Annotated in this window: 16 protein-coding genes and 1 pseudogene; 9 read left to right on the plus strand and 8 right to left on the minus strand. The window is 74.1% G+C overall.

The features are described 5' to 3' along the window. The first annotated feature begins 11 nt into the window (after positions 1-11). Positions 12-1,148 (plus strand): LLM class flavin-dependent oxidoreductase, encoded by a 1,137-nt coding sequence (locus tag ACWDYF_RS02775; RefSeq protein ID WP_389463683.1) that lies wholly within the window; start codon positions 12-14, stop codon positions 1,146-1,148. 52 nt (positions 1,149-1,200) lie between these two features. Here the strand turns inward: ACWDYF_RS02775 and ACWDYF_RS02780 are convergent, their stop codons facing one another. Then, the gene (locus tag ACWDYF_RS02780) at positions 1,201-3,804 is read right to left on the minus strand and encodes a CHAT domain-containing protein (RefSeq protein WP_389463687.1); all 2,604 of its coding nucleotides are present in this window, start codon (positions 3,802-3,804) and stop codon (positions 1,201-1,203) included. 133 nt (positions 3,805-3,937) lie between these two features. Here ACWDYF_RS02780 and ACWDYF_RS02785 point away from each other — a divergent pair, with 133 nt between their 5' ends. The 3 genes from ACWDYF_RS02785 to ACWDYF_RS02795 are packed head-to-tail and all read left to right on the plus strand — an operon-like array spanning position 3,938 to position 6,509. Beyond that, positions 3,938-5,371 carry a S8/S53 family peptidase gene (locus tag ACWDYF_RS02785; protein ID WP_018566643.1) on the plus strand — a complete coding sequence of 478 codons (1,434 nt, stop codon included), beginning with the start codon at positions 3,938-3,940 and terminating at the stop codon, positions 5,369-5,371. After that, a complete protein-coding gene (locus ACWDYF_RS02790; protein ID WP_064536479.1) occupies positions 5,368-6,006 on the plus strand; it encodes an RNA polymerase sigma factor in 639 nt (212 codons plus the stop codon). The genes ACWDYF_RS02785 and ACWDYF_RS02790 overlap by 4 nt, the downstream gene beginning before the upstream one ends. Further along, positions 6,003-6,509, plus strand: coding sequence for a hypothetical protein (locus tag ACWDYF_RS02795; RefSeq protein WP_389463692.1), 507 nt, complete (start codon positions 6,003-6,005; stop codon positions 6,507-6,509). The genes ACWDYF_RS02790 and ACWDYF_RS02795 overlap by 4 nt, the downstream gene beginning before the upstream one ends. 18 nt (positions 6,510-6,527) lie before the next feature. Here the strand turns inward: ACWDYF_RS02795 and ACWDYF_RS02800 are convergent, their stop codons facing one another. Next, positions 6,528-7,820 carry a cytochrome P450 gene (locus ACWDYF_RS02800; protein WP_389463695.1) on the minus strand — a complete coding sequence of 431 codons (1,293 nt, stop codon included), beginning with the start codon at positions 7,818-7,820 and terminating at the stop codon, positions 6,528-6,530. 265 nt (positions 7,821-8,085) lie between these two features. Between ACWDYF_RS02800 and ACWDYF_RS02805 the strand changes: the two genes are divergently transcribed. After that, on the plus strand, positions 8,086-8,427 hold the full coding sequence (locus ACWDYF_RS02805; RefSeq protein WP_381744047.1) for a DUF5713 family protein: 342 nt from the start codon (positions 8,086-8,088) through the stop codon (positions 8,425-8,427). Positions 8,428-8,522: 95 nt separating this feature from the next. Here ACWDYF_RS02805 and ACWDYF_RS02810 read toward each other — a convergent pair whose 3' ends face one another. Both ACWDYF_RS02810 and ACWDYF_RS02815 read right to left on the minus strand, forming a co-directional pair. Next, positions 8,523-10,742 carry an NADP-dependent isocitrate dehydrogenase gene (locus ACWDYF_RS02810; RefSeq protein ID WP_381744048.1) on the minus strand — a complete coding sequence of 740 codons (2,220 nt, stop codon included), beginning with the start codon at positions 10,740-10,742 and terminating at the stop codon, positions 8,523-8,525. A gap of 91 nt (positions 10,743-10,833) precedes the next feature. Further along, the gene (locus tag ACWDYF_RS02815; protein WP_381744049.1) at positions 10,834-11,913 is read right to left on the minus strand and encodes a mechanosensitive ion channel family protein; all 1,080 of its coding nucleotides are present in this window, start codon (positions 11,911-11,913) and stop codon (positions 10,834-10,836) included. A gap of 305 nt (positions 11,914-12,218) precedes the next feature. Here ACWDYF_RS02815 and ACWDYF_RS02820 point away from each other — a divergent pair, with 305 nt between their 5' ends. Then, positions 12,219-14,150: an ABC transporter ATP-binding protein gene (locus tag ACWDYF_RS02820; protein WP_389463702.1), complete on the plus strand. Its 1,932-nt coding sequence runs from the start codon at positions 12,219-12,221 to the stop codon at positions 14,148-14,150. Between the two features lie 58 nt (positions 14,151-14,208). On the opposite strand, the gene ACWDYF_RS02825 is transcribed toward ACWDYF_RS02820, so the two are convergent. Continuing rightward, a complete protein-coding gene (locus ACWDYF_RS02825) occupies positions 14,209-14,832 on the minus strand; it encodes an acetate uptake transporter (RefSeq protein ID WP_389463705.1) in 624 nt (207 codons plus the stop codon). Positions 14,833-15,025: 193 nt separating this feature from the next. On the opposite strand from ACWDYF_RS02825, the gene ACWDYF_RS02830 reads away from it, so the two are divergent. The 3 genes and pseudogenes from ACWDYF_RS02830 (at position 15,026) to ACWDYF_RS02840 (ending at position 16,992) form a co-directional block, all read left to right on the plus strand. Then, entirely contained in the window at positions 15,026-15,718 is a 693-nt protein-coding gene (locus ACWDYF_RS02830) for a TetR/AcrR family transcriptional regulator (RefSeq protein WP_389463708.1), read from the plus strand. Between the two features lie 7 nt (positions 15,719-15,725). Next, positions 15,726-15,872 (plus strand): annotated as a pseudogene (locus ACWDYF_RS02835) (SDR family oxidoreductase); the annotation flags it as partial. Between the two features lie 79 nt (positions 15,873-15,951). Next, positions 15,952-16,992, plus strand: a complete 1,041-nt coding sequence (locus ACWDYF_RS02840) for an NAD(P)-dependent alcohol dehydrogenase (RefSeq protein WP_389463711.1) — start codon at positions 15,952-15,954, stop codon at positions 16,990-16,992. Positions 16,993-17,005: 13 nt separating this feature from the next. Here ACWDYF_RS02840 and ACWDYF_RS02845 read toward each other — a convergent pair whose 3' ends face one another. From ACWDYF_RS02845 to ACWDYF_RS02855, 3 genes are all read right to left on the minus strand, one after another. Then, positions 17,006-17,821, minus strand: a complete 816-nt coding sequence (locus ACWDYF_RS02845) for a family 1 encapsulin nanocompartment shell protein (protein WP_018566631.1) — start codon at positions 17,819-17,821, stop codon at positions 17,006-17,008. A gap of 3 nt (positions 17,822-17,824) precedes the next feature. Next, complete coding sequence (locus ACWDYF_RS02850; protein ID WP_389463716.1) at positions 17,825-18,808, minus strand: Dyp-type peroxidase; 984 nt, start codon at positions 18,806-18,808, stop codon at positions 17,825-17,827. A gap of 223 nt (positions 18,809-19,031) precedes the next feature. After that, the gene (locus ACWDYF_RS02855; protein ID WP_018566629.1) at positions 19,032-19,397 is read right to left on the minus strand and encodes a DUF488 domain-containing protein; all 366 of its coding nucleotides are present in this window, start codon (positions 19,395-19,397) and stop codon (positions 19,032-19,034) included. Between the last annotated feature and the right edge of the window lie 75 nt (positions 19,398-19,472).

A 19,472-nucleotide genomic window follows, 5' to 3' on the forward strand; every position in this document is an offset into this window, starting at 1 on the left:
GGAGCCCACCCGTGTCCCTCGGCACCCCCCTCGGCGTCCTCGACCTGGTCCCCGTACCCTCCGGGGCCACCGCGTCCGACGCCCTGCGCAACTCTCTCGACCTCGCCCGGCAGACCGAACGCCTCGGCTACACCCGCTACTGGTTCGCCGAACACCACCTCAACCCCGGCGTGGCGGGCACCTCGCCCGCCGTCCTGCTCGCGCTGACGGCCGCCGCCACCTCCACCATCCGGCTCGGCTCCGGTGCCGTCCAGCTCGGCCACCGCACCGCCCTGTCCACGGTCGAGGAGTTCGGGCTGATCGACGCCCTCCACCCCGGCCGCCTCGACCTGGGCCTCGGCCGCTCCGGCGGCCGCCCCGCGCCCGTACCGGACACCCCGGCACCCGCCGCCACCCCCGTCGTCGACGGCCGCGCCCCGGGCGGCCTGCTCGTCCCGCGCCGCTTCTCCTTCGAGGCGCTGCTCGGCTCGCCCCGTATCGCCCTCCAGCGCACCCTGCTGCTGCTTCCCGGCGCCGAACCCCAGGAGTACCCCGACCAGCTCGACGACATCCTCGCCCTGCTGGCCGGGACCTACCGCTCGGCGGACGGCGTCGAGGCGCACGTGGTGCCCGGCGAGGGCGCCGATCTCCAGGTGTGGATCCTGGGCAGCAGCGGCGGACCGAGCGCTCGGGAGGCGGGCGCGCGCGGACTGCGCTTCGCGGCGAACTACCACGTCAGCCCCGCCACCGTACTGGAGGCCGTGGACGGCTACCGGGCCGCCTTCCAGCCCTCCGACGTCCTCGACAAGCCCTACGTCAGCGTCTCCGCCGACGTCGTCGTCGCCGAGGACGACGCCACCGCCCGCCACCTCGCCGCCGGCTACGGGCCCTGGGTGCGCAGCATCCGCACCGCCGAGGGCGCCATCGCCTACCCCGCCCCCGAGGAGGCCCGCGCCCTGCCCTGGACCGAGAAGGACGAGGACCTGGTGCGCGACCGCGTCGACACCCGGTTCGTGGGCACCCCGGCCCACGTCGCCGACCGGCTCGAACAGCTCCGCGACGCCACCGGCGCCGACGAACTCCTCGTCACGACCATCACCCACGACCACACCGCCCGCGTACGGTCCTACGAGCTGCTGGCCCGGGAGTGGCACCGCAGATCCGGCTGAGGCACCCGGCCGCCGGGGCGGGCCGGGACGCGGTGCGGCGGCCCGGCCCGGCTCAGGCCGCGCCGAACGCCGAGAACGCCCACCCCGTCGCCTGATGCGTCGCGTCGCCCGGGACGGCCCCCCGGGCGTCGCGCAGCGCCTCCGCCAGCGAGAGACCGGCGCCCAGGCCCTTGTGCAGCGCGAGCATCAGCGGCACCACCGCCTCGTCGTTGACGGGCGCGCTGCACGCCACCACCCCGGCCGTGCCCAGCGGCAGCAACGCCGTCACCAGGCCGAGCAGTTCGTCCGCGCCGACCGATGCGAGACGCGCCGTATCGCAGCACGACAGGATGATCCGGTACGGGCTGCGGTCCAGCCGCTCGAAGTCGTGCACGATCAGCGGCCCGTCCGCCATGGTCAGCGACGAGAACAGCGGGCTGTCGGCCCGGAACGTGCCGTGCGCGGCGATGTGCGCGAGCGCCGCGCCGTCCAGCTCCCGCAGCACCCGTGACACATGCGCGTCGCCCTCCTCCAGCACGGTCGCCCTGCCGTAGCGTGCGGCCAGCTCCGGCACCTCCGCGCCGCCGGACGCCAGCCCGGGGCCGCGCACCAGCACCGGACGGCCCACCGGCGGCGGCGCGGTCTCCCGGGCCCGCAGCCAGCTGCTCGCCGACGGCGACACGCTCAGCACCCGCTCGCGCAGCGACGGCAGCAGCGCCCACGGCACCCGGTGCAGCGAACCCGGCGGCACCACCACGACCGGACCGGGACCGAGCTGCCGTACGGCCGGACCGAGCAGGATCTCCTCCAGACGGCGGCCCGCCGCCTCCACCAGCGGCAGCCGGGCCGCCGCGCCGGGGTGCGCCAGCCGCCGCAGCCCCGCCTGCACGTGCTCCGCCTCCGCCACCGCGTCCGCGAGCCGCCCGGCCTCGAACCGGCGCACCCGCCCCTGGCCGCACAGCAGCACCTGCACCCGCCCGTCCAGCACCGCCAGTTCGACCAGCCAGCCCTCGCCCAGCCGCTCCAGCAGCCGGGCGGGCCGGAAGCGGTCGCCGCCGCCCGGCGCCTCCCCGCGCAGATGCAGCGTACGAGAGCGGATCTCCCGTTCCAGACGCCGCTGTTCGCGCTCCAGCGCCGGGACCGGATGGCCGTCCTGCCGGGCCTCCTCCGCGCGGGCCGCGATCTCCCGGAACGCGGTCAGCCCGCTGAGCAGCGCCGGATCGGCGGGCGGCCGGGTGGGCGGCGCGGTCAGCACCGTCGCCCGCCACCGCTCGCTCCATACCAGCAGCCTCCTCGGACCGCCCGACGCGAGCGCCGCCTCCTGGGCCAGCGCGGCCAGTTCGGCGCCCTGCGCGGTGGCACGGGCCCGCAGCTCGGAGGCGCCCAGCGTCATCCGGTGGTCGTCGAGCACGTCGAGGCCGCGTCGGCACGCCTCCAGGACACCCCGGTCCGACCCGGCCGCCCGCGCCCTGAGCGCCTGCGCCGCCCAGCCGTTCATCCGCGCCAGCGGCGGCCCGCCGCGCCTGCTGCGCGCGGCCACCGCCAGATGCCGCTCCGCCTCCTCGGACCGGCCCAGGGCCAGCGCGATCCGGCCCGCGAGCAGCGACGCCTGCGGCGCGGCCGGGGAACCGAAGGAGGCCAGCCGCTCGGCCACCGCCGCCGCGTCCGCGACCAGCCGCCCCGAGCGGCGTCCGGCCGCCGCCCGCGCCTCGATCAGCACCAGCCGGGCATGCGTCGCCCACCAGGCGCGCCGCTGCGCGGCGAACAGCCGCACCGCCACCGCCGCCCGCGCGGTCGCCGTGTCCGGGTCGTCGGCCAGCCGCGCCGCGCGCGCCGCGACGAGCAGCAGCTCCGCCTTGCGGGTCGACTGCCCGCCGAGCCGGTCCAGTTCGGCGATCGCCGTGTCCGCCTCGGCCAGCGCCTCGGGCGCCAGACCGGCCGCCATCAGCACCTCGCAGCGCCGGATGTCCAGCATGAAGGTGGGCGTGCCCAGCTTGGCGTACCGCTCCTCGGCCTCGTCCAGCAGCCGCAGCGCCGCCGGCACGTCGCCCTGCCGGAACGCGGCGAGGCCCCGGCTCTCCACCGCGTCCGCCTTGTCGTGCTCCTGGTCGGTGGTGTCCCACAGCGCCTCGGCCGCCGTGAAATCGGCGTCGGCCCGCTCCACCGCGCCCAGCGCCAGATGCACGGTGGCCCGCAGGGTCAGCGCCCGCGCCGTCCAGATCACGTCACCGGCCTGGCGCAGCACGCCCACGGCCCGGCGTACGTCCTCCAGCGCCTCCCGGTGCCGGCCCAGCACCCACCACACGTACGCCCGCCGGTACCTGACCCGCGCCCTGGTGTGCCCGGTGCCGCGCGCCACACCCCGCTCGAACGCGGCCAGGCCCTGCCGGGTGCGGCCCGCGTGCACCAGCGCGACCCCGAGCGTGGCCAGCACATCGGCCTCCCGCTCCGCCGACTCCGCCCGCGCCGCCAGGTCCCGGGCCCGCCGCAGATGCCGCAGCGCCAGGCGCAGATCGCCGAAGTCCCGCTGCCAGATGCCGATCACCTGATGCGCCACCGACGCGTGCAGCGGCGCGGGCCCGGCGTCGAGCAGCGCGCGGGCCCGCGCCAGTGCCTCGCCGGGGTCGGCGAACACCAAAGGCAGCAGGTCGAGCACCGTATCGCTTCCCGGAGTCACCCCCCGGATGGTAGTGGTCCGGAAGTGGCCCCGGAACCGCGTCCCCGGGCCGCGGCGCCGCCGCGGCTGTATCAGACGCGGCCCCGGCGGCTCTGACTGACGACCACCGTCCCGACGGGAGGACACGCGCGCCATGGCACCACAGCGTTTCCACGAGCAGTTCGCGCAGATCCAGCGCTCGATGCCCGGCGTCCCGCTGGCCCTGGGCCCGGACGACTCCGCGGAGTTCCTGTACGAGAAAGGGGTGGTCCTCGCCCGCGACGGCGAGGAGGCCCGGCTCGTCGAGGACACCGTGCGCACCCATTTCACGGCGGCGCCCGAGCTGACCGCGGACCGGGTGCGCCGGGCGGGCCCGGAGACCAACCGCACCGGCGTCACCCGGATCCAGGTCGGCGACCCCGGGCACGGCGACGGCGGCGGCGACCTCGCCGTCGCGCACGCCCTGCGCGCCCTGCGCGAACACGAGGGACGCGCCGGGCGGCGCCTGGTCAGCCGCAACCACGTGGTGTCCATCGCGGTCAACGCCTGCCCCGGCGACGAGCCGGTGCCCGCGCCGCGCACCGCCCGCATGAACCCCGCGCCCGAGAGCACCCCGCACGACCCGGACACCGCCGTGGCCGTCCTCGTCGTCGACACCGGGCTCATGCACGACCACGCGGACACCCCGCTGCTCGGCCATGTGCGCGGCGACCGCCAGGTCGAGGAGACCCACGACGGCGTCCTGCGGCAGTACGTCGGCCACGGCACGTTCATCGCCGGGCTCCTCGCCGCCGTCGCGCCCAACACCGACATCACGGTCCGCGGCACCCTCGACGACGCCGGGGCGGTCCTGGAGTCCGACTTCGGGCACCGGCTGTTCGAGGCCGTCGACGCGGGCGGCTGGCCCGACATCATCAGCCTCTCCGCGGGCACCTCCAACGGCCGCCTCGACGGCCTGCTCGGCGTGGACGCCTTCATGCGGGAACTGCGCGCCCGGGGCACGCTCCTGGTCGCCGCCGCGGGCAACAACGCCAGCGCCACGCCGTTCTGGCCCGCCGCCTACGCCGACCTGCCCGGCTACGCCGACGCGGTGCTGTCGGTCGGCGCGCTGCGCGGCGACGGCGAGCACGGCGCCTGCTTCAGCAACCACGGCCACTGGGTGAAGGCGTACGCCCCCGGCGAGCGGCTCACCAGCGTCCTCACCGGCTTCGAGACGCCCGTGCCCTACGTCTACCAGCACTCCACCTACGACGCCTGCCGGTTCGGCTTCCACTACGCCTGCACCTGCCAGTCGCCGCCGCACGCGGGCCTGTTGAGCGAGGACGGCGACAACTCCCCGGACAAACCGGACCAGGTGATGTTCGAGGGGTACGCGCACTGGAGCGGCACCTCGTTCGCCACCCCCGTCGCCGCCGGTATGGTCGCCGCCCACATGACGGCCCACAAGGAGCGCGATCCCAGAGCCGCCCGCCGCCAACTCCTCGCCTCCCACGCCCAGTACGCCGAGGTGCGCGGGGCGCACGTACCGGCGCTGCGCCCGCCCACCTGGCGTCCGGTGCCCGTCCAGCGGCTGGCGCCGCCGGTATGAGCATCGGAACCCTTCCCTCCACGGCGTACGATGACAGGCCGTACACGAGGGGTGAGTCGGTGGACCGTGCAGATGTCGGGGCGCTCGTCCAGTCGGCGGTCGACGGTGACGCGGCCGCCTGGAAGGCGCTGGTGGAGGGCCTGAGCCCGCTGGTCTGGTCGGTGGTGCGCGCGCACCGGCTCTCCGACGCCGACGGGCACGAGGTGTATCAGACGGTATGGTTCCGTTTCGCCCAGCACCTGGGGCGGATCCGGGAGCCCGAGAAGGCGGGTTCCTGGCTGGCGAGCACCGCGCGCAACGAGTGCCTCAGGACGCTCCGCAGCCTGAGCCGGCTCACCGTCACCGACGATCCGCAGCTGCTCGACCGGGTCAGCGAGGAAGGGACGCCGGAGCAGTCGCTGCTGGACGCCGAGGAGGCCGCCGCGCAGAGCGAGCGGATCCGCCGGCTGTGGCAGGAGTTCGAGAAACTCGGCGACCGCTGCCGCCAGTTGCTGCGGGTCCTGATGGCCTCGCCGCCGCCCAGCTACCAGGAGGTCTCGGCCGCTCTCGGCGTCGCCGTGGGCAGTATCGGACCTCTGCGCCAGCGCTGTCTGCGGCGGCTGCGCGCACGACTCGACGCACGGGGGACTTCGTGAACGACAACGCCGGTACCCACGACACCACCGGTGGGCACGACGACGGCCGCGCGGGCGGCGACTTCGGCGAGGCCGAGCAGGAGCTGCTGGAGGAGGAGCTGCGGCAGGCCGCCGCGGTCCTCGACCCGGTCCCGGACAGTCTGCGCCAGCTCGCAGTGGAGGCGTTCGCGCTGCACGACCTGGACGCCCGGATCGCCGAGCTGACCTTCGACTCGCTGGTCGACGCCATCCCGGTCCGGGGCGCCACGGACGTGCCGCGGATGCTGACCTTCCAGGCCGGTGACCTGACCGTCGACGTGGAGGTCAGCGGCGACGGTCTGCTGGGGCAGGTGATGCCGCCGCAGTCGGCCCGTATCGAGGTGCTGAACGGCCCGCGGGCCGGTGACCGGCTCACCGCCGACGAGCTGGGCCGCTTCGCCGCCCAGGCCCCGCCGGCCGGGCCGTTCGCGCTGCGGCTGCACGCGGGCGGGGACGTGGTGGTCACGGAGTGGCTGCGGGCCTGAGCCCCGGGGGAGCGTTCCTCACCAGGTGACGGGCAGGCTCCGCGGGCCGCGGATCATCGTCCTGCGGCGCCAGGCGACCTGGTCGGGCGGCACCGCGAGCCGCAGACCGGGCAGCCGGTCGAGCAGGGTGTCGACGAGCAGTCCGGTCTGGAGCCGGGCGAGGACGGCGCCGGTGCAGTAGTGCGGCCCGTTGCCGAAGGCCAGGTGCGGATTGGGGTCCCGGTCCGGGTCGATGGTGTCCGGGGCGGGGAAGACGGCCGGGTCGCGGTTGGCGGCCAGATAGGAGACGTAGACGGGGTCGCCCGCCGCGATGCGCACCCCGCGCAGTTCGACGTCCTCCAGGGCGATCCTGGCCAGGCCCACGGTGCTGCGGTGCGGGATGTGGCGCAGCAGCTCCTCCAGGACCGGGCCGCGCTCGTCGGGCCGCTGCCGCATCCGGGCCATCAGCTCGGGCCGGGTCAGCAGCAGGTGCAGCATCTGCCCCACGTTGTGGGTGACGGCCTCCCCGCCGATCTGGAGCGGCCCGGCCAGGCCCACCGCCTCCTCCTCGCTGATGTCGCCCCGGCCCACGGCCGCGCCGAGCCGCGACAGCACGTCCTCGCCGGTGCTGCCCCGGCGGGCCCGGATGGTCGCGGCGATCCAGCCGTACATGCCCTCCTTGGCGCGGTCGGCGGCCTCCGCGCCCCCGCACATGGAGATGATCTGCCGGGTCCAGGTGTGGACCTGCTCGCGGTCGCTCTCGCTCACCCCCATCACCTCGGCGACCACCGCGATGGGGAACGGTTCGAGGACCCGCTCCACCAGGTCGGCGGGCGGCCCGTCGTGCAGCACGGCGTCCACCAGGGGGTCCAGCAGTTCCTGGGCGCGGGGCCGCAGCCGCTTCATGGCACCGACGGTGAAGGCACCGGCGATCGGCCTGCGCAGCCGGTTGTGGTCGGGCTGGTCGGCCCAGGCGAGCGAGCCGGGGCGCGGTTCGAAGTGCGGGGCGAGCCGCGTCACCTGACGCCGGGTGACCTCGGTCCGGCTGAACCGGGGGTCGTTGGTGATCAGCTTCACGTCGTCGTGCCGGGTGGCCAGCCAGGCCCAGCCCTCGCCGTGGGGCAGCCGGATCCGGGTGAGCGGGCCCTCGCGCATCAGGCCGGCGAGTATCGGGTCGAACTCCGGCCCGTCCAGGTCAAGGGCGGGCCACTCGCGTATCGGGGGCGGCGGGGCCGGAGCCGGGGCCGGCGGTTCGACGGTGATCGGCACGACCCGGGCGGCAGGCCGCGGAGCCACCCGGTCGGGTGAGGGCGTGGTGATCTCCTGCGTCATACATCCACCCTCACCGCGGCCGGGCCGCTTGTCGCGTGGGAGTGCTCCAGCCGTGCGGTGCCCGGCGCGCGCGGACCGGGACGGACCGGGTCGTTGGACCGGGTCGGCGGACCAGGCAGGCGGGCCGGTGCCGGGGCGCTGTCGGTGGCGTGCGGCAGGGGTGTCAGCGGCGTGCGGCAGGGTTGTCAGTGGTGTGCGGCAGGATCGGAGCCGTCACATCGCCGAGGACCCCCGCGACAAGGCCGGGGGCCGGGGGAGGAGCGCCATGCCCGTCACCGACCAGCGCGTGCTCGACCACGCGTTCCTGAAGAACCTGTACCGCAGCGACTACTACCCGGACCCGGTGGTGGATCTGGGCCGGGCGGTGCTGGTGCGGCTGTGCGAGCGCATCGAGGCGGAGCGGCCCGCGGACCTGGCCGCGCTGTACGCGCTGACGCACGCGGCGACCGAGGAGTTCAACGGCCTCCAGGACGACTTCGCGGCGGCGGGCAGCGAGATCGAGACGGTGGCCCGCGAGGAGATAGCGGAGGACTTCTGGTTCGTCGCCCAGGTCTACGGCTTCACGGACGCCGACGCGGAGGAGCTGATCGCGCCCCGCGACTGGTGACACCGCCGCCCCGGCCGGTACGGGACCGGCCGGGGCGGGCGGGGCGGGCGGGGACCGGTGCCCCGGACCCACCGGGTCCGGGGCCGTCGTCCGGGTCAGCTCAGGGCGGCCAGGGCCTCGTTCCAGGTGGCCGAAGGACGCATCACCGCGGCGGCCTTGGCCGGGTCGGGCTGGAAGTAGCCGCCGATGTCGGCCGGCTCGCCCTGGACGGCGTTCAGCTCGTCGACGATCCGCTGCTCGCTGCCCGCGAGGGTCTCGGCGAGCTGCGCGAACGCCTTGGCCAGGTCGGCGTCGTCGGTCTGCCGGGCCAGCTCCTGCGCCCAGTAGAGGGACAGGTAGAAGTGGCTGCCGCGGTTGTCGATGCCGCCGACGCGACGGGTGGGGGACTTGTCCTCGTCGAGGAAGGTCGCCGTGGCCCGGTCGAGGGTGTCGGCGAGGACCTTGGCACGGGTGTTGCCGGTGGCCTCGGCGTACTGCTCCAGGGACGGCACCAGGGCGAAGAACTCGCCGAGGGAGTCCCAGCGCAGGTAGTTCTCCTTGACCAGCTGCTGCACGTGCTTGGGCGCGGAGCCGCCGGCGCCGGTCTCGAAGAGGCCGCCGCCCGCCATCAGCGGGACCACCGAGAGCATCTTGGCGCTGGTGCCCAGCTCCAGGATCGGGAACAGGTCGGTCAGGTAGTCGCGCAGCACGTTGCCGGTGACGGAGATGGTGTTCTCGCCGCGGCGGATGCGCTCCACCGACAGCTTGGTCGCCTCCTCCGGGGCCAGGATCCGGATGTCCAGGCCCTCGGTGTCGTGCTCCGGCAGGTACTGCTTCACCTTGGCGATCAGGTTGGCGTCGTGCGCGCGGGTCTCGTCCAGCCAGAAGACGGCCGGGTCGCCGGTGGCGCGGGCGCGGGTGACGGCCAGCTTCACCCAGTCCTTGACCGGCGCGTCCTTGGTCTGGCAGGCGCGGAAGATGTCACCGGCCGAGACGGCCTGCTCCAGGACCGCGTTGCCGTCCTGGTCGACCAGGCGGACCGTGCCGGTGACCGGGATCTCGAAGGTCTTGTCGTGGCTGCCGTACTCCTCGGCCTTCTGCGCCATCAGACCGACGTTCGGCACCGAGCCCATCGTCGAGGGGTCGTAGGCGCCGTGGGCGCGGCAGTCCTCGATCACGGCCTGGTAGACGCCCGCGTAGGAGGAGTCCGGCAGCACGGCGAGGGTGTCGTGCTCCTGGCCGTCGGGGCCCCACATGTGGCCGGAGGTGCGGATCATGGCCGGCATGGAGGCGTCCACGATCACGTCGGAGGGCACGTGCAGGTTGGTGATGCCCTTGTCGGAGTCGACCATGGCCAGCTCCGGGCCCTCGGCCAGCTCGGCGTCGAAGGACGCCTTGATCTCGGCGCCCTCCGGCAGGCTCTCCAGGCCCTTGTGGATGCCGCCCAGGCCGTCGTTCGGGGTCAGGCCCGCGGCGGCGAAGACCTCGCCGTACTTCGCGAAGGTCTTCGGGAAGAAGGCGCGGACGACGTGGCCGAAGATGATCGGGTCGGAGACCTTCATCATGGTGGCCTTCAGGTGCACCGAGAACAGCACGCCCTCCGCCTTGGCGCGGGCGACCTGCTCGGTCAGGAACTCGCGCAGCGCGCCGACCCGCATCACGGAGGCGTCGACGACCTCGCCCGCGAGGACCGGCACCGACTCGCGCAGCACGGTGGTGGAGCCGTCGTCGCCCTTCAGCTCGATGCGCAGCGCGCCGTCCTCGGCGATGACGACGGACTTCTCGGTGGAGCGGAAGTCGTCGGCGCCCATGGTCGCCACGTTCGTCTTGGACTCGCCGGTCCAGGCGCCCATGCGGTGCGGGTGGGTCTTGGCGTAGTTCTTCACCGAGGCGGGGGCGCGGCGGTCGGAGTTGCCCTCGCGCAGGACCGGGTTGACCGCGGAGCCCTTGATCTTGTCGTAGCGGGCGCGGATGTCGCGCTCCTCGTCGCTCTTCGGGTCGTCCGGGTAGTCCGGCAGCGCGTAGCCCTGGCCCTGGAGCTCGGCGATCGCGGCCTTGAGCTGCGGGATGGACGCCGAGATGTTCGGCAGCTTGATGATGTTGGCCTCGGGCGTCTTGGCCAGCTCGCCCAGCTCGGTCAGCGCGTCGGGGATCCGCTGGTCCTCGCTCAGGTACTCCGGGAACACCGCGATGATGCGCCCGGCCAGCGAGATGTCACGGGTCTCCACGGCCACACCCGCCTGCGAGGCGTACGCCCGGACCACCGGCAGGAAGGAATACGTCGCCAGGGCCGGGGCCTCGTCAGTGTGTGTGTAGATGATGGTCGAGTCAGTCACCGGTGCTCCGCTCCACGTCTGCAACATTGCTCGACATCAAGATATCTCGTGATCGGGCCCGGCTCGACAGGGGTCCGCGCCAAGAACCGGCTCAGGCGGAGACCGCGCCGTCCTCGGAGCCGCGCGGGCGGGGGATGACCACCGGGTCCGCCTGGAGCGTCACCGTGCGGGCCGGGGCCGGGATGCTGATGCCCTCGCGGCGGTAGCGCCGGTGCAGCCGCTTGATGAACTCGTGCTTGATCCGGTACTGGTCGCTGAACTCGCCGACGCCGAGAATCACCGTGAAACCGATCCGGGAGTCCCCGAAGGTGTGGAAGCGCAGCGCGGGCTCGTGCTCCGGCAGGGCGCCGGTGATCTCGTGCATCACCTCGGCGACCACCTCCAGCGTCACCCGTTCGACATGTTCCAGGTCGCTGTCGTAGCCCACCCCGGCCTGCACCAGGATCGTCAGCCGCTGCTCGGGGCGGCTGAAGTTGGTCATGTTCGTCCGGGCGAGCTGGCCGTTGGGGATGACGACCAGGTTGTTGGAGAGCTGGCGCACGGTCGTCTGGCGCCAGTTGATGTCCTCCACATAGCCCTCCTCGCCGGTGCTCAGCCGGATGTAGTCGCCCGGCTGGACGGTCTTGGAGGCCAGTATGTGGACCCCGGCGAACAGGTTGGCGAGGGTGTCCTGGAGGGCGAGCGCGACCGCGAGACCGCCCACGCCCAGCGCGGTGAGCAGCGGCGCGATGGAGATGCCGAGGGTCTGGAGCATCACCAGGAAGCCGATCGCCAGCACCAGGATCCGGGTGATGTTGACGAAGATCGTGGCCGATCCGGCCACTCCGGAGCGGGACTGCGTGAGCGTGCGCACCAGTCCGGAGACCACCCGCGCCGCCGACAGGGTGACGACGAGGATCAGGAACACCGTCAGCGCCTGGTTCACATGGTGGCGGCTCACCCGGGCCAGCGGCAGCGCCGTCGCCGCGCCCGCGGCGCCGCCCGCGATGGCCGCCCAGGGCACCACCGTGCGCAGCGCGTCCACGATGACGTCGTCACCGCTCCAGCGGGTCCGCTTGGCGTGCCGGGCCAGCCACAGCAGCAGCGTCCGCGACAGGAAGGCCACCACCACACCGGCGGCCAGGGAGACCCCGGCGAGGAACACGTCGTCCAGGCTCACGTCGCGGTTCACCGGGCGCCTCCGCCGCGGCGGTCCACGGGGACGGGGGCCGTCGGGGGCCTGGGGTGAAGTCGCGTCACGTGGTCACCTGCTCGCTTCCGGGCTACGGGGATCGCGCCGGGCGGCACTCGGTCCGAGGGCGGCGCGATCGCTCATCCTGCCCCATCCGTCAGGGTAGTTCGTACGCTACCGGGGCCCGGAGCGCACACGGCCGGTGCCCGGGGAGCACGCGTCCCACGGCCCGTGCGGAGCCGTGCGCCCCCGTCCCCCGGCCGGGCGTTGACCTCAACAACACTTGAGGTCCTAGGTTCTCCCTCATGAGCATGGAGACCACCGCCTGGACGCAACTGCACAGCGTGCTCAACGCCGAGCAGGAACGCCGTCCCTTCGCCCGCGCGACGCTGCGCCGCATCGGCACCTTCGCCCGCCCCCACCGCCGCCGCATCGTCCGGTTCGTCGTCCTCGGGGTGGCGACGGCCCTGCTCGCCGTCGCCACCCCGGTGCTCGCCGGACGGGTCGTCGACGCCATCGTCTCCGGCGGCGACCGGGCCGAGGTCGTCCGCCTGGCCCTGCTCATCGCCCTGATCGCGGTGGCCGAGGCGGCGCTCGGCATCCTCGGGCGGCGCCTGTCGGCCGCCCTCGGCGAAGGGCTCATCCTCGATCTGCGCACCGCCGTGTTCGACCATGTGCAGCGCATGCCGGTCGCCTTCTTCACCCGCACCCGCACCGGCGCGCTCGTCTCCCGGCTCAACAACGACGTCATCGGCGCCCAGCGCGCCTTCAGCAACACCCTGTCCGGCGTGGTGAGCAACCTGGTGACGCTGGTGCTCACGCTCGCCGTCATGTTCACCCTGTCCTGGCAGATCACCCTGCTCGCCCTGGCGCTGCTGCCGGTGTTCGTGGTCCCGGCCCGGCGGATGGGCAGCCGGATGGCCCGGATGCAGCGCGAGGCGGCCGCCCTGAACGCCGCGATGGGCACCCGTATGACCGAGCGGTTCTCCGCCCCCGGCGCCACCCTCGTCAAGCTCTTCGGCCGCCCCGAGGAGGAGTCGGCGGAGTTCGCCGCCCGCGCCCGCCGGGTGCGCGACATCGGCGTCCGCACGGCCACCGCGCAGTCCGTCTTCATCACGTCCCTGACCCTCGTCTCCTCCCTGGCCCTGGCCCTGGTCTACGGCCTCGGCGGGTACTTCGCCCTGCGCGGCACCCTGGAGCCGGGCGCCGTCGTCGCGCTCGCCCTGCTGCTCACCCGGATGTACGCCCCGCTGACCGCGCTCGCCGGAGCGCGCGTGGAGGTGATGAGCGCCCTGGTCAGCTTCGAGCGCGTCTTCGAGGTGCTCGACCTGACACCGCTGATCGAGGAGCGGCCGGACGCCCGCGGGGTGCCGGACGGGCCGGTCGCGGTGGAGTTCGACGGCGTCCGCTTCGGCTACCCCTCCGCCGACAAGGTCTCCCTGGCCTCCCTGGAGGAGGTGGCGAGCCTCGACACCCGGGGCGGTGCCGAGGTCCTGCACGGCGTCTCCTTCCGCGCCGGACCCGGGCAGACCGTCGCCCTGGTCGGCTCCTCCGGCGCGGGCAAGTCGACCATCGCGCAGCTCCTGCCGCGCCTGTACGACGCCGACGAGGGCACCGTCCGCGTCGGCGGCGTGGACGTGCGCGACCTGAGCGCCGCCGGGCTGCGCGCCACGCTCGGCATGGTCACCCAGGACGGCCACCTCTTCCACGACTCGGTCCGCGCCAACCTGCTGCTGGCCCGCCCCGGAGCGAGCGACGCGGACCTGTGGGACGCGCTCGGCCGGGCCCGCCTCGACGACCTCGTCCGCGCGCTGCCCGACGGCCTGGACACCGTCGTGGGCGAGCGCGGCTACCGGCTCTCGGGCGGGGAGCGCCAGCGCATGACCATCGCCCGGCTGCTGCTGGCCCGCCAGCGGGTCGTCATCCTCGACGAGGCCACCGCCCACCTCGACAACACCTCGGAGGCGGCCGTCCAGGAGGCGCTCACCGAGGCCCTCGCGGACCGCACCGCCGTGGTGATCGCCCATCGGCTGTCCACCGTCCGCACCGCCGACCTCATCCTGGTCGTGGAGGCGGGCAGGATCGTCGAGCGCGGCACCCATGACGCGCTGCTGGCGGCGGACGGCCGCTACGCGGAGCTGTACCGCACCCAGTTCGCCCCGCAGCACCCGGAGCGGGGCGCCGAGCACGGCACCGGGCGGGGCGCCGGACAGCCGGTCGGCGAGGCGGTGGCGTAGGCCGGGCGGCCCCCGCGGCGGCGGACCGGCGCGGCCCGCCGCCGCTGAGGGCCGGCCCTCAGCGCGGTCCGGTCGGCAGCACCGTCCGCCGGTGCGTGGCGTTGACGACGGCCGCCGCCGACGCGTACCAGGCGACCAGCCCCGTGGCGATCCCGAACCAGCCGCCGACCTTGGTCAGGGCGGACGGCCCCGCACCGCCCTGGAACTCACCGGCGGCCAGCAGGACGAAGGTCACGGTCAGCAGCACGAGCACGGCCAGCACGGCGACGCTGACGCGCAGCGCGGCCACCGCCATGTAGGCGGTGAAGATGCCCCAGCCGAGCAGATAGAGCCCGAGCGCGTTGTGCACGTCACCGGCGCCGGCGACATGCTGCACCAGCCACCAGTAGGTCAGCCAGAAGGCGCCGTACGACATGAACGCCGTGGCGCCGAAGGTGTTGCCCCGGCGGAACTCGAAGAGCCCCGCGACGAACTGGGCGAGCCCGCCGTAGAACGCCGCGAGGGCCAGCACGGGGAGGATGCCGCCCGGCTCCTTGAGGAGACCGGTGTTGATGACGGACAGCAGCAGTGTGGTGAGCGCGAAACCCGCGAGGCCCACCGGCGCCGGATCCGCGTAGGCGCGGGCCTGCGGATCCGCCGGACGCGCCTCCTCGCGGACGCCGCGGCTCGTGTCGTCGGCCATGGCCACCATCCCTTCGACCGGGGCCAGCAGGACGGCGGCCGAGTACCCACGGCGCGTCCGTCTCAGACGGCGTAGGGCCGGGTGGCCTCCGACGGCGTACGACCGGGCGGCCTCGGACGGCGTACGAGAGGGCAGCAGGTGTCCCGAAGGGACACATGTCCCCACGGGACATGATGGGTGTACGGTGAGGGGCATGACGGCGACGCAGCCCCCCGGCAGCAGCCCGGCCGACACCCCCGGTGCCCCCGAGGACCGCCGCGCGCGCAAGGCCCGGCAGACCCGGAACGCGCTGGCCACCGCGGCCCTGGAACTGATCCTCGACCGCGGCCTCGCCGACACCACCGTGGAGGCGATCTCGGAACGCGCCGACGTCACCCGCCGCACCTTCAGCCGGAACTTCACCGGCAAGGAGGACGCGGCCCTGGACTTCGTCCGCGGCGACGGCGACCGCATCAACGCCCTGCTGCGCGCCCGTCCGGCCGCCGAGCCGCCGCTGCTCGCCTACCGCAGGGCCGTCCGCGGCTGGCTCGCCGACCGGACGGACCCGGCCTGGCACGACCGGCCGGACATGCGGCGGCTGCTGGCGCTGCTGGACCGCGAGCCCGCCCTGTTCGCCGCCTACGAACGCATCCGGGTCGACGCCCAGGAGGAGTCCATCCGGATCATCGCCGGGCGGCTCGGCACCGACGACACCCAGGACGTACGCCCGGCCGTCGTCGTCGGCGCCGCCGCCGGGGTCCTCACCGCAGCGCTGCGCCAGTGGGCGCGCACGGCGGGGGACGACACCACGGGAGCCGCGGACCTCGCCGCTCTCGTCGAGCGGGCCTACGACGCCCTGACCACGGAGGCCGTCACCGCGGCCGCCGACCGCACCACCGACGAGTGAGCACCCCATGAGCACCACCGCCCCCGCGCACCCGGCCCCCGGCCTCGCCACAGAGGGCGCCGAGCGGGCCGTCGCAGAGTCGGCCGCCGAGTACGCCGCCCGCGGCATCCGGATCAACGCGGTCGGCCCCGGCTTCATCGAGACCCCGCTGGTCGACGGCGCGTACACCGCCGTCTGAGGCCGCCGTCCCCGCGGACCAGCGGACCAGCAGACCGAAGGAGGAACGATTTTCCATGAAGGCACTCCAGTACCGCACCGTCGGCGCCGCGCCCGAGGTCGTCACCGTCCCCGATCCCGAACCCGGTCCCGGCCAGATCCTGCTGAAGGTCACCGCCGCCGGTGTGTGCCACTCCGACATCGCCGTGATGAGCCGCCCGGCCGAGGCGCTCTCCTTCCCGCTGCCGCTCACCCTCGGCCACGAGGGCGTGGGCACGGTGGCGGCGCTCGGCGCCGGGGTGACCGGGCTCGCCGAGGGCGACCAGGTCGCCGTGTACGAGCCCTGGGGCTGCGGCGCCTGCGCCAAGTGCGCCGAGGGCAAGGAGAACTACTGCCTGCGCGCCGGTGCGCTCGGCATCCGCCCGCCCGGCCTCGGCGCCCCCGGCGCGATGGCCGAGTACCTGCTCGTCGACGACGCCAGGCACCTGGTCCCGCTGGGCGGCCTCGACCCGGTCGCCGCGGTCCCGCTGACCGACGCGGGCCTCACGCCGTACCACGCGGTCAAGCGGGCGCTGCCCCGCCTCGTGCCGGGCTCCACCGCCGTGGTGATCGGCGCCGGCGGCCTCGGACACGTCGCCGTGCAACTGCTGCGGGCGCTGTCCCCGGCCCGGGTGGTCGCCCTCGACATCAGCGAGGACAAGCTGCGGCTCGCCCGCGAGGTCGGGGCGCACGAGACGGTCCGCTCCGACGAGCGGGCCGCCGCCGCCGTCCGTGAGCTGACCGGCGGGCTGGGCGCCGAGGCCGTGTTCGACTTCGTCGGTGCCCCGCCGACCGTCGCCGTCGCCGGGGCCGTCGCCGCCGTCGAGGGCGAGATCTCCGTCGTCGGTCTCGGCGGCGGAGCGCTGCCCGTCGGCTTCGGCCGGCTGCCGCACGAGGTCTCGGTCAGCTCCCCGTACTGGGGCAGCCGCGGCGAACTCGCGGAGGTGCTGGCCCTGGCCCGCTCCGGCGCGCTGTCGGTGCACACGGAGACCTTCACGCTCGACGAGGCACCGCTCGCCTACGAACGGCTGCACGCGGGCCGCGTCGACGGCCGCGCGGTCGTCCTGCCCAACGGCTGAGCGGCGGGCCCGCTCAGGAGGTGAGCGCCACCACGGCCTCGTCCGTGTAGACGAGGAACGTCAGCGTCTGCCGGAAGTACAGCTCGATCGCCTGTGCGTCGTGGGCGGTGTAGCCGATCGCGAGATCCTGGCCGAGCCGCAGCTCGAAGTCACCGCCCCGGGTGGACACCAGGAAGCCGCCCTCCAGGGCGGGCGCCCAGATGGGCGGCCCGTCCAGGAGCCGGCTCAGGTGCGCGGCGATCGGGTAGCCGTGGTCGGACGTCTCGTTCACCGCCGTGTACGGGGCGGCGCCCAGCACCAGCGCGTACGGACCGGCGACCCCGGCCAGCCGCAGCGTCGTCAGGGCGTGGCTGACCGCGTCCGGGTAGTCGCGCGGCTCCGCCGGCAGGCTCACCACCGGATTGGAGGTGCGCCTGCGCAGCCCGTCGATGCCCGCCGCCGCGTACCCCTCGAAGACGGCACGGTCCTCCGCGAACGCCATGGCGCGCGCCGCGTCCTTCACCGGCTGCCAGTCGGAGTCCTGCGCACCGCGCTCCACGTCGTCCACCGCGTCCCGGGTGACCTTGAAGGGGACGCGCAGTTCGACGAGGGGCTGCACCTGGCGCAGCCGCGCGGTCACGCCCTGCGCGGGCGCCTCGATGGCGGTGAGGTGGCCGGTGCCCACCGCCGCCAGCGTCGGCCCCTCGGGCCCGGTCACGTCCACGGCGCGCCGGCCGCCGACGTTGCGCTGGAAGGTGCGGCGGGCCTCGTCCTCGATCTGGGCCCACGCCTCGGGCGTGATCGGGGCGAGTTCGCGGTGGAGGTTGGTCATGGCGGTGGGCGTGGACATGGATCAGGCTCCTTTCAGACTGCCGATCCCCAGGGAGCCCTCCGCCACGGCGGTGACCGCGGGCGGGGGCGGCGGGTCGTCGAGGAAGTCGGCGGTGGGGACGTGGAAGAGGCAGCCGGTGACCGCGGTGGAGAAGTCGAGGATCCGGTCGTGCACGCCGGGCCGGTCGCCGAGGAACATGTTCCGCAGCATCTGCTCGGTCACCGCGGGCGTACGGGCGTAGCCGATGAAGTAGGTGCCGAACTCGCCCTCACCGACACGTCCGAAGGGCATGTTGTCCCGGACGATCTTGCGTTCGTTGCCGTCCTCGTCGGTGATGGTGTTGAGCGCGACATGGGAGTTGACAGGTTTGACGTCGTCGGGCATCTCGACGTTGTCCAGCTTGGAGCGGCCGATGGCCTTCTCCTGCTCCTCCACCGGCAGCGCCTTCCACGCGGCGAGGTCGTGCAGGTACTTCTGGACGACGACGTAGCTGCCGCCCGCGAAGTCCGGGTCCTCCTCGCCGATGTGGACGGCGTCCAGGGCCAGGCGCCCCTCCGGGTTCTCGCTGCCGTCGACGAAGCCGAGCAGGTCGCGCTCGTCGAACGACTTGAAGCCGTGCACCTCGTCCACGACCGTGACGGCGCCGTCGAGGCGCTCACCGATCAGCTGGGCCATCTCGAAGCACAGGTCCATGCGCCGGGAGCGCAGATGGAAGAGGAGGTCGCCCGGGGTGGAGGGCGCGTGGTGCCGGGCTCCGGTGAGCGGCACGAAGGGGTGCAGCTCGCGCGGGCGGGGGCCGCCGAAGAGGCGGTCCCAGGCGGTGGAGCCGATGCCGACGACACAGGTGAGGTCGTCGTCCGGGGCGCGGAACCCCACCGACCGCTTCAGCCCGGCCACATCCGGGAGCAGATCGCGGACGACTGCCTCACCACCGGAGACGATGGTGCAGACGAGGAACAGGGCGGATCTGGCGGGCGGGGCGATCACGGACTGCGGCTCGACCACGGAGCGTGCCTCCAGGCTGATGGCGGGCGTACAAGGTGTGCGTACAGGGCGGGAATGCGGGAGTACTGCGGGATTCTCGTGCTGCGTGCGGCCCTACGGAGTCTTGCGTGCTGCCCTACGGACTCTACTGTCCCGGCCCGGTGGCCGCTGTGGACGGGCCGGACGGGAGCCGGGCGCATAACCTGGCACTGGAGCCCGTCACGCGCCCTGGGTGACGAAAGACCTAGCGTCCGGCGTGGTTCAGCCAGTCGGCGAGGACCGCGGCCTCACTGTGGTCCACGTCCTTGGTGGCCGTCAGCAGCGTGAGTCTGCCGTGGGCCGCCAGGTCGTGCAGATGCTCGACGGCGGAGTGGTGGTCGGGGTCGCCCAGCTCGGCGACGTAACGGCGGCGGAACTCGGTGAAGCGGTCCGGATCATGGTGATACCAGCGGCGCAGACCGGTCGAGGGCGCGATGTCCCGCAGCCACTCGTCCCAGCGGGCGTCCTCCTTGCTCACTCCCCGGGGCCACAGGCGGTCCACCAGCACCCGCGTGCCGTCCTGCGGCGAGGCGTCCTCGTAGATCCTGCGGCAGCTGACCCGTCCGGACATGGCGGTACCTTCCTCGTCGAACCGAGAGCCCCGGAGAACGAACCGAGAGTCCCCGTGGAACCGAGAGTCCCGTAG

It is taken from the genome of Streptomyces sp. NPDC003284 (genome assembly GCF_053589675.1).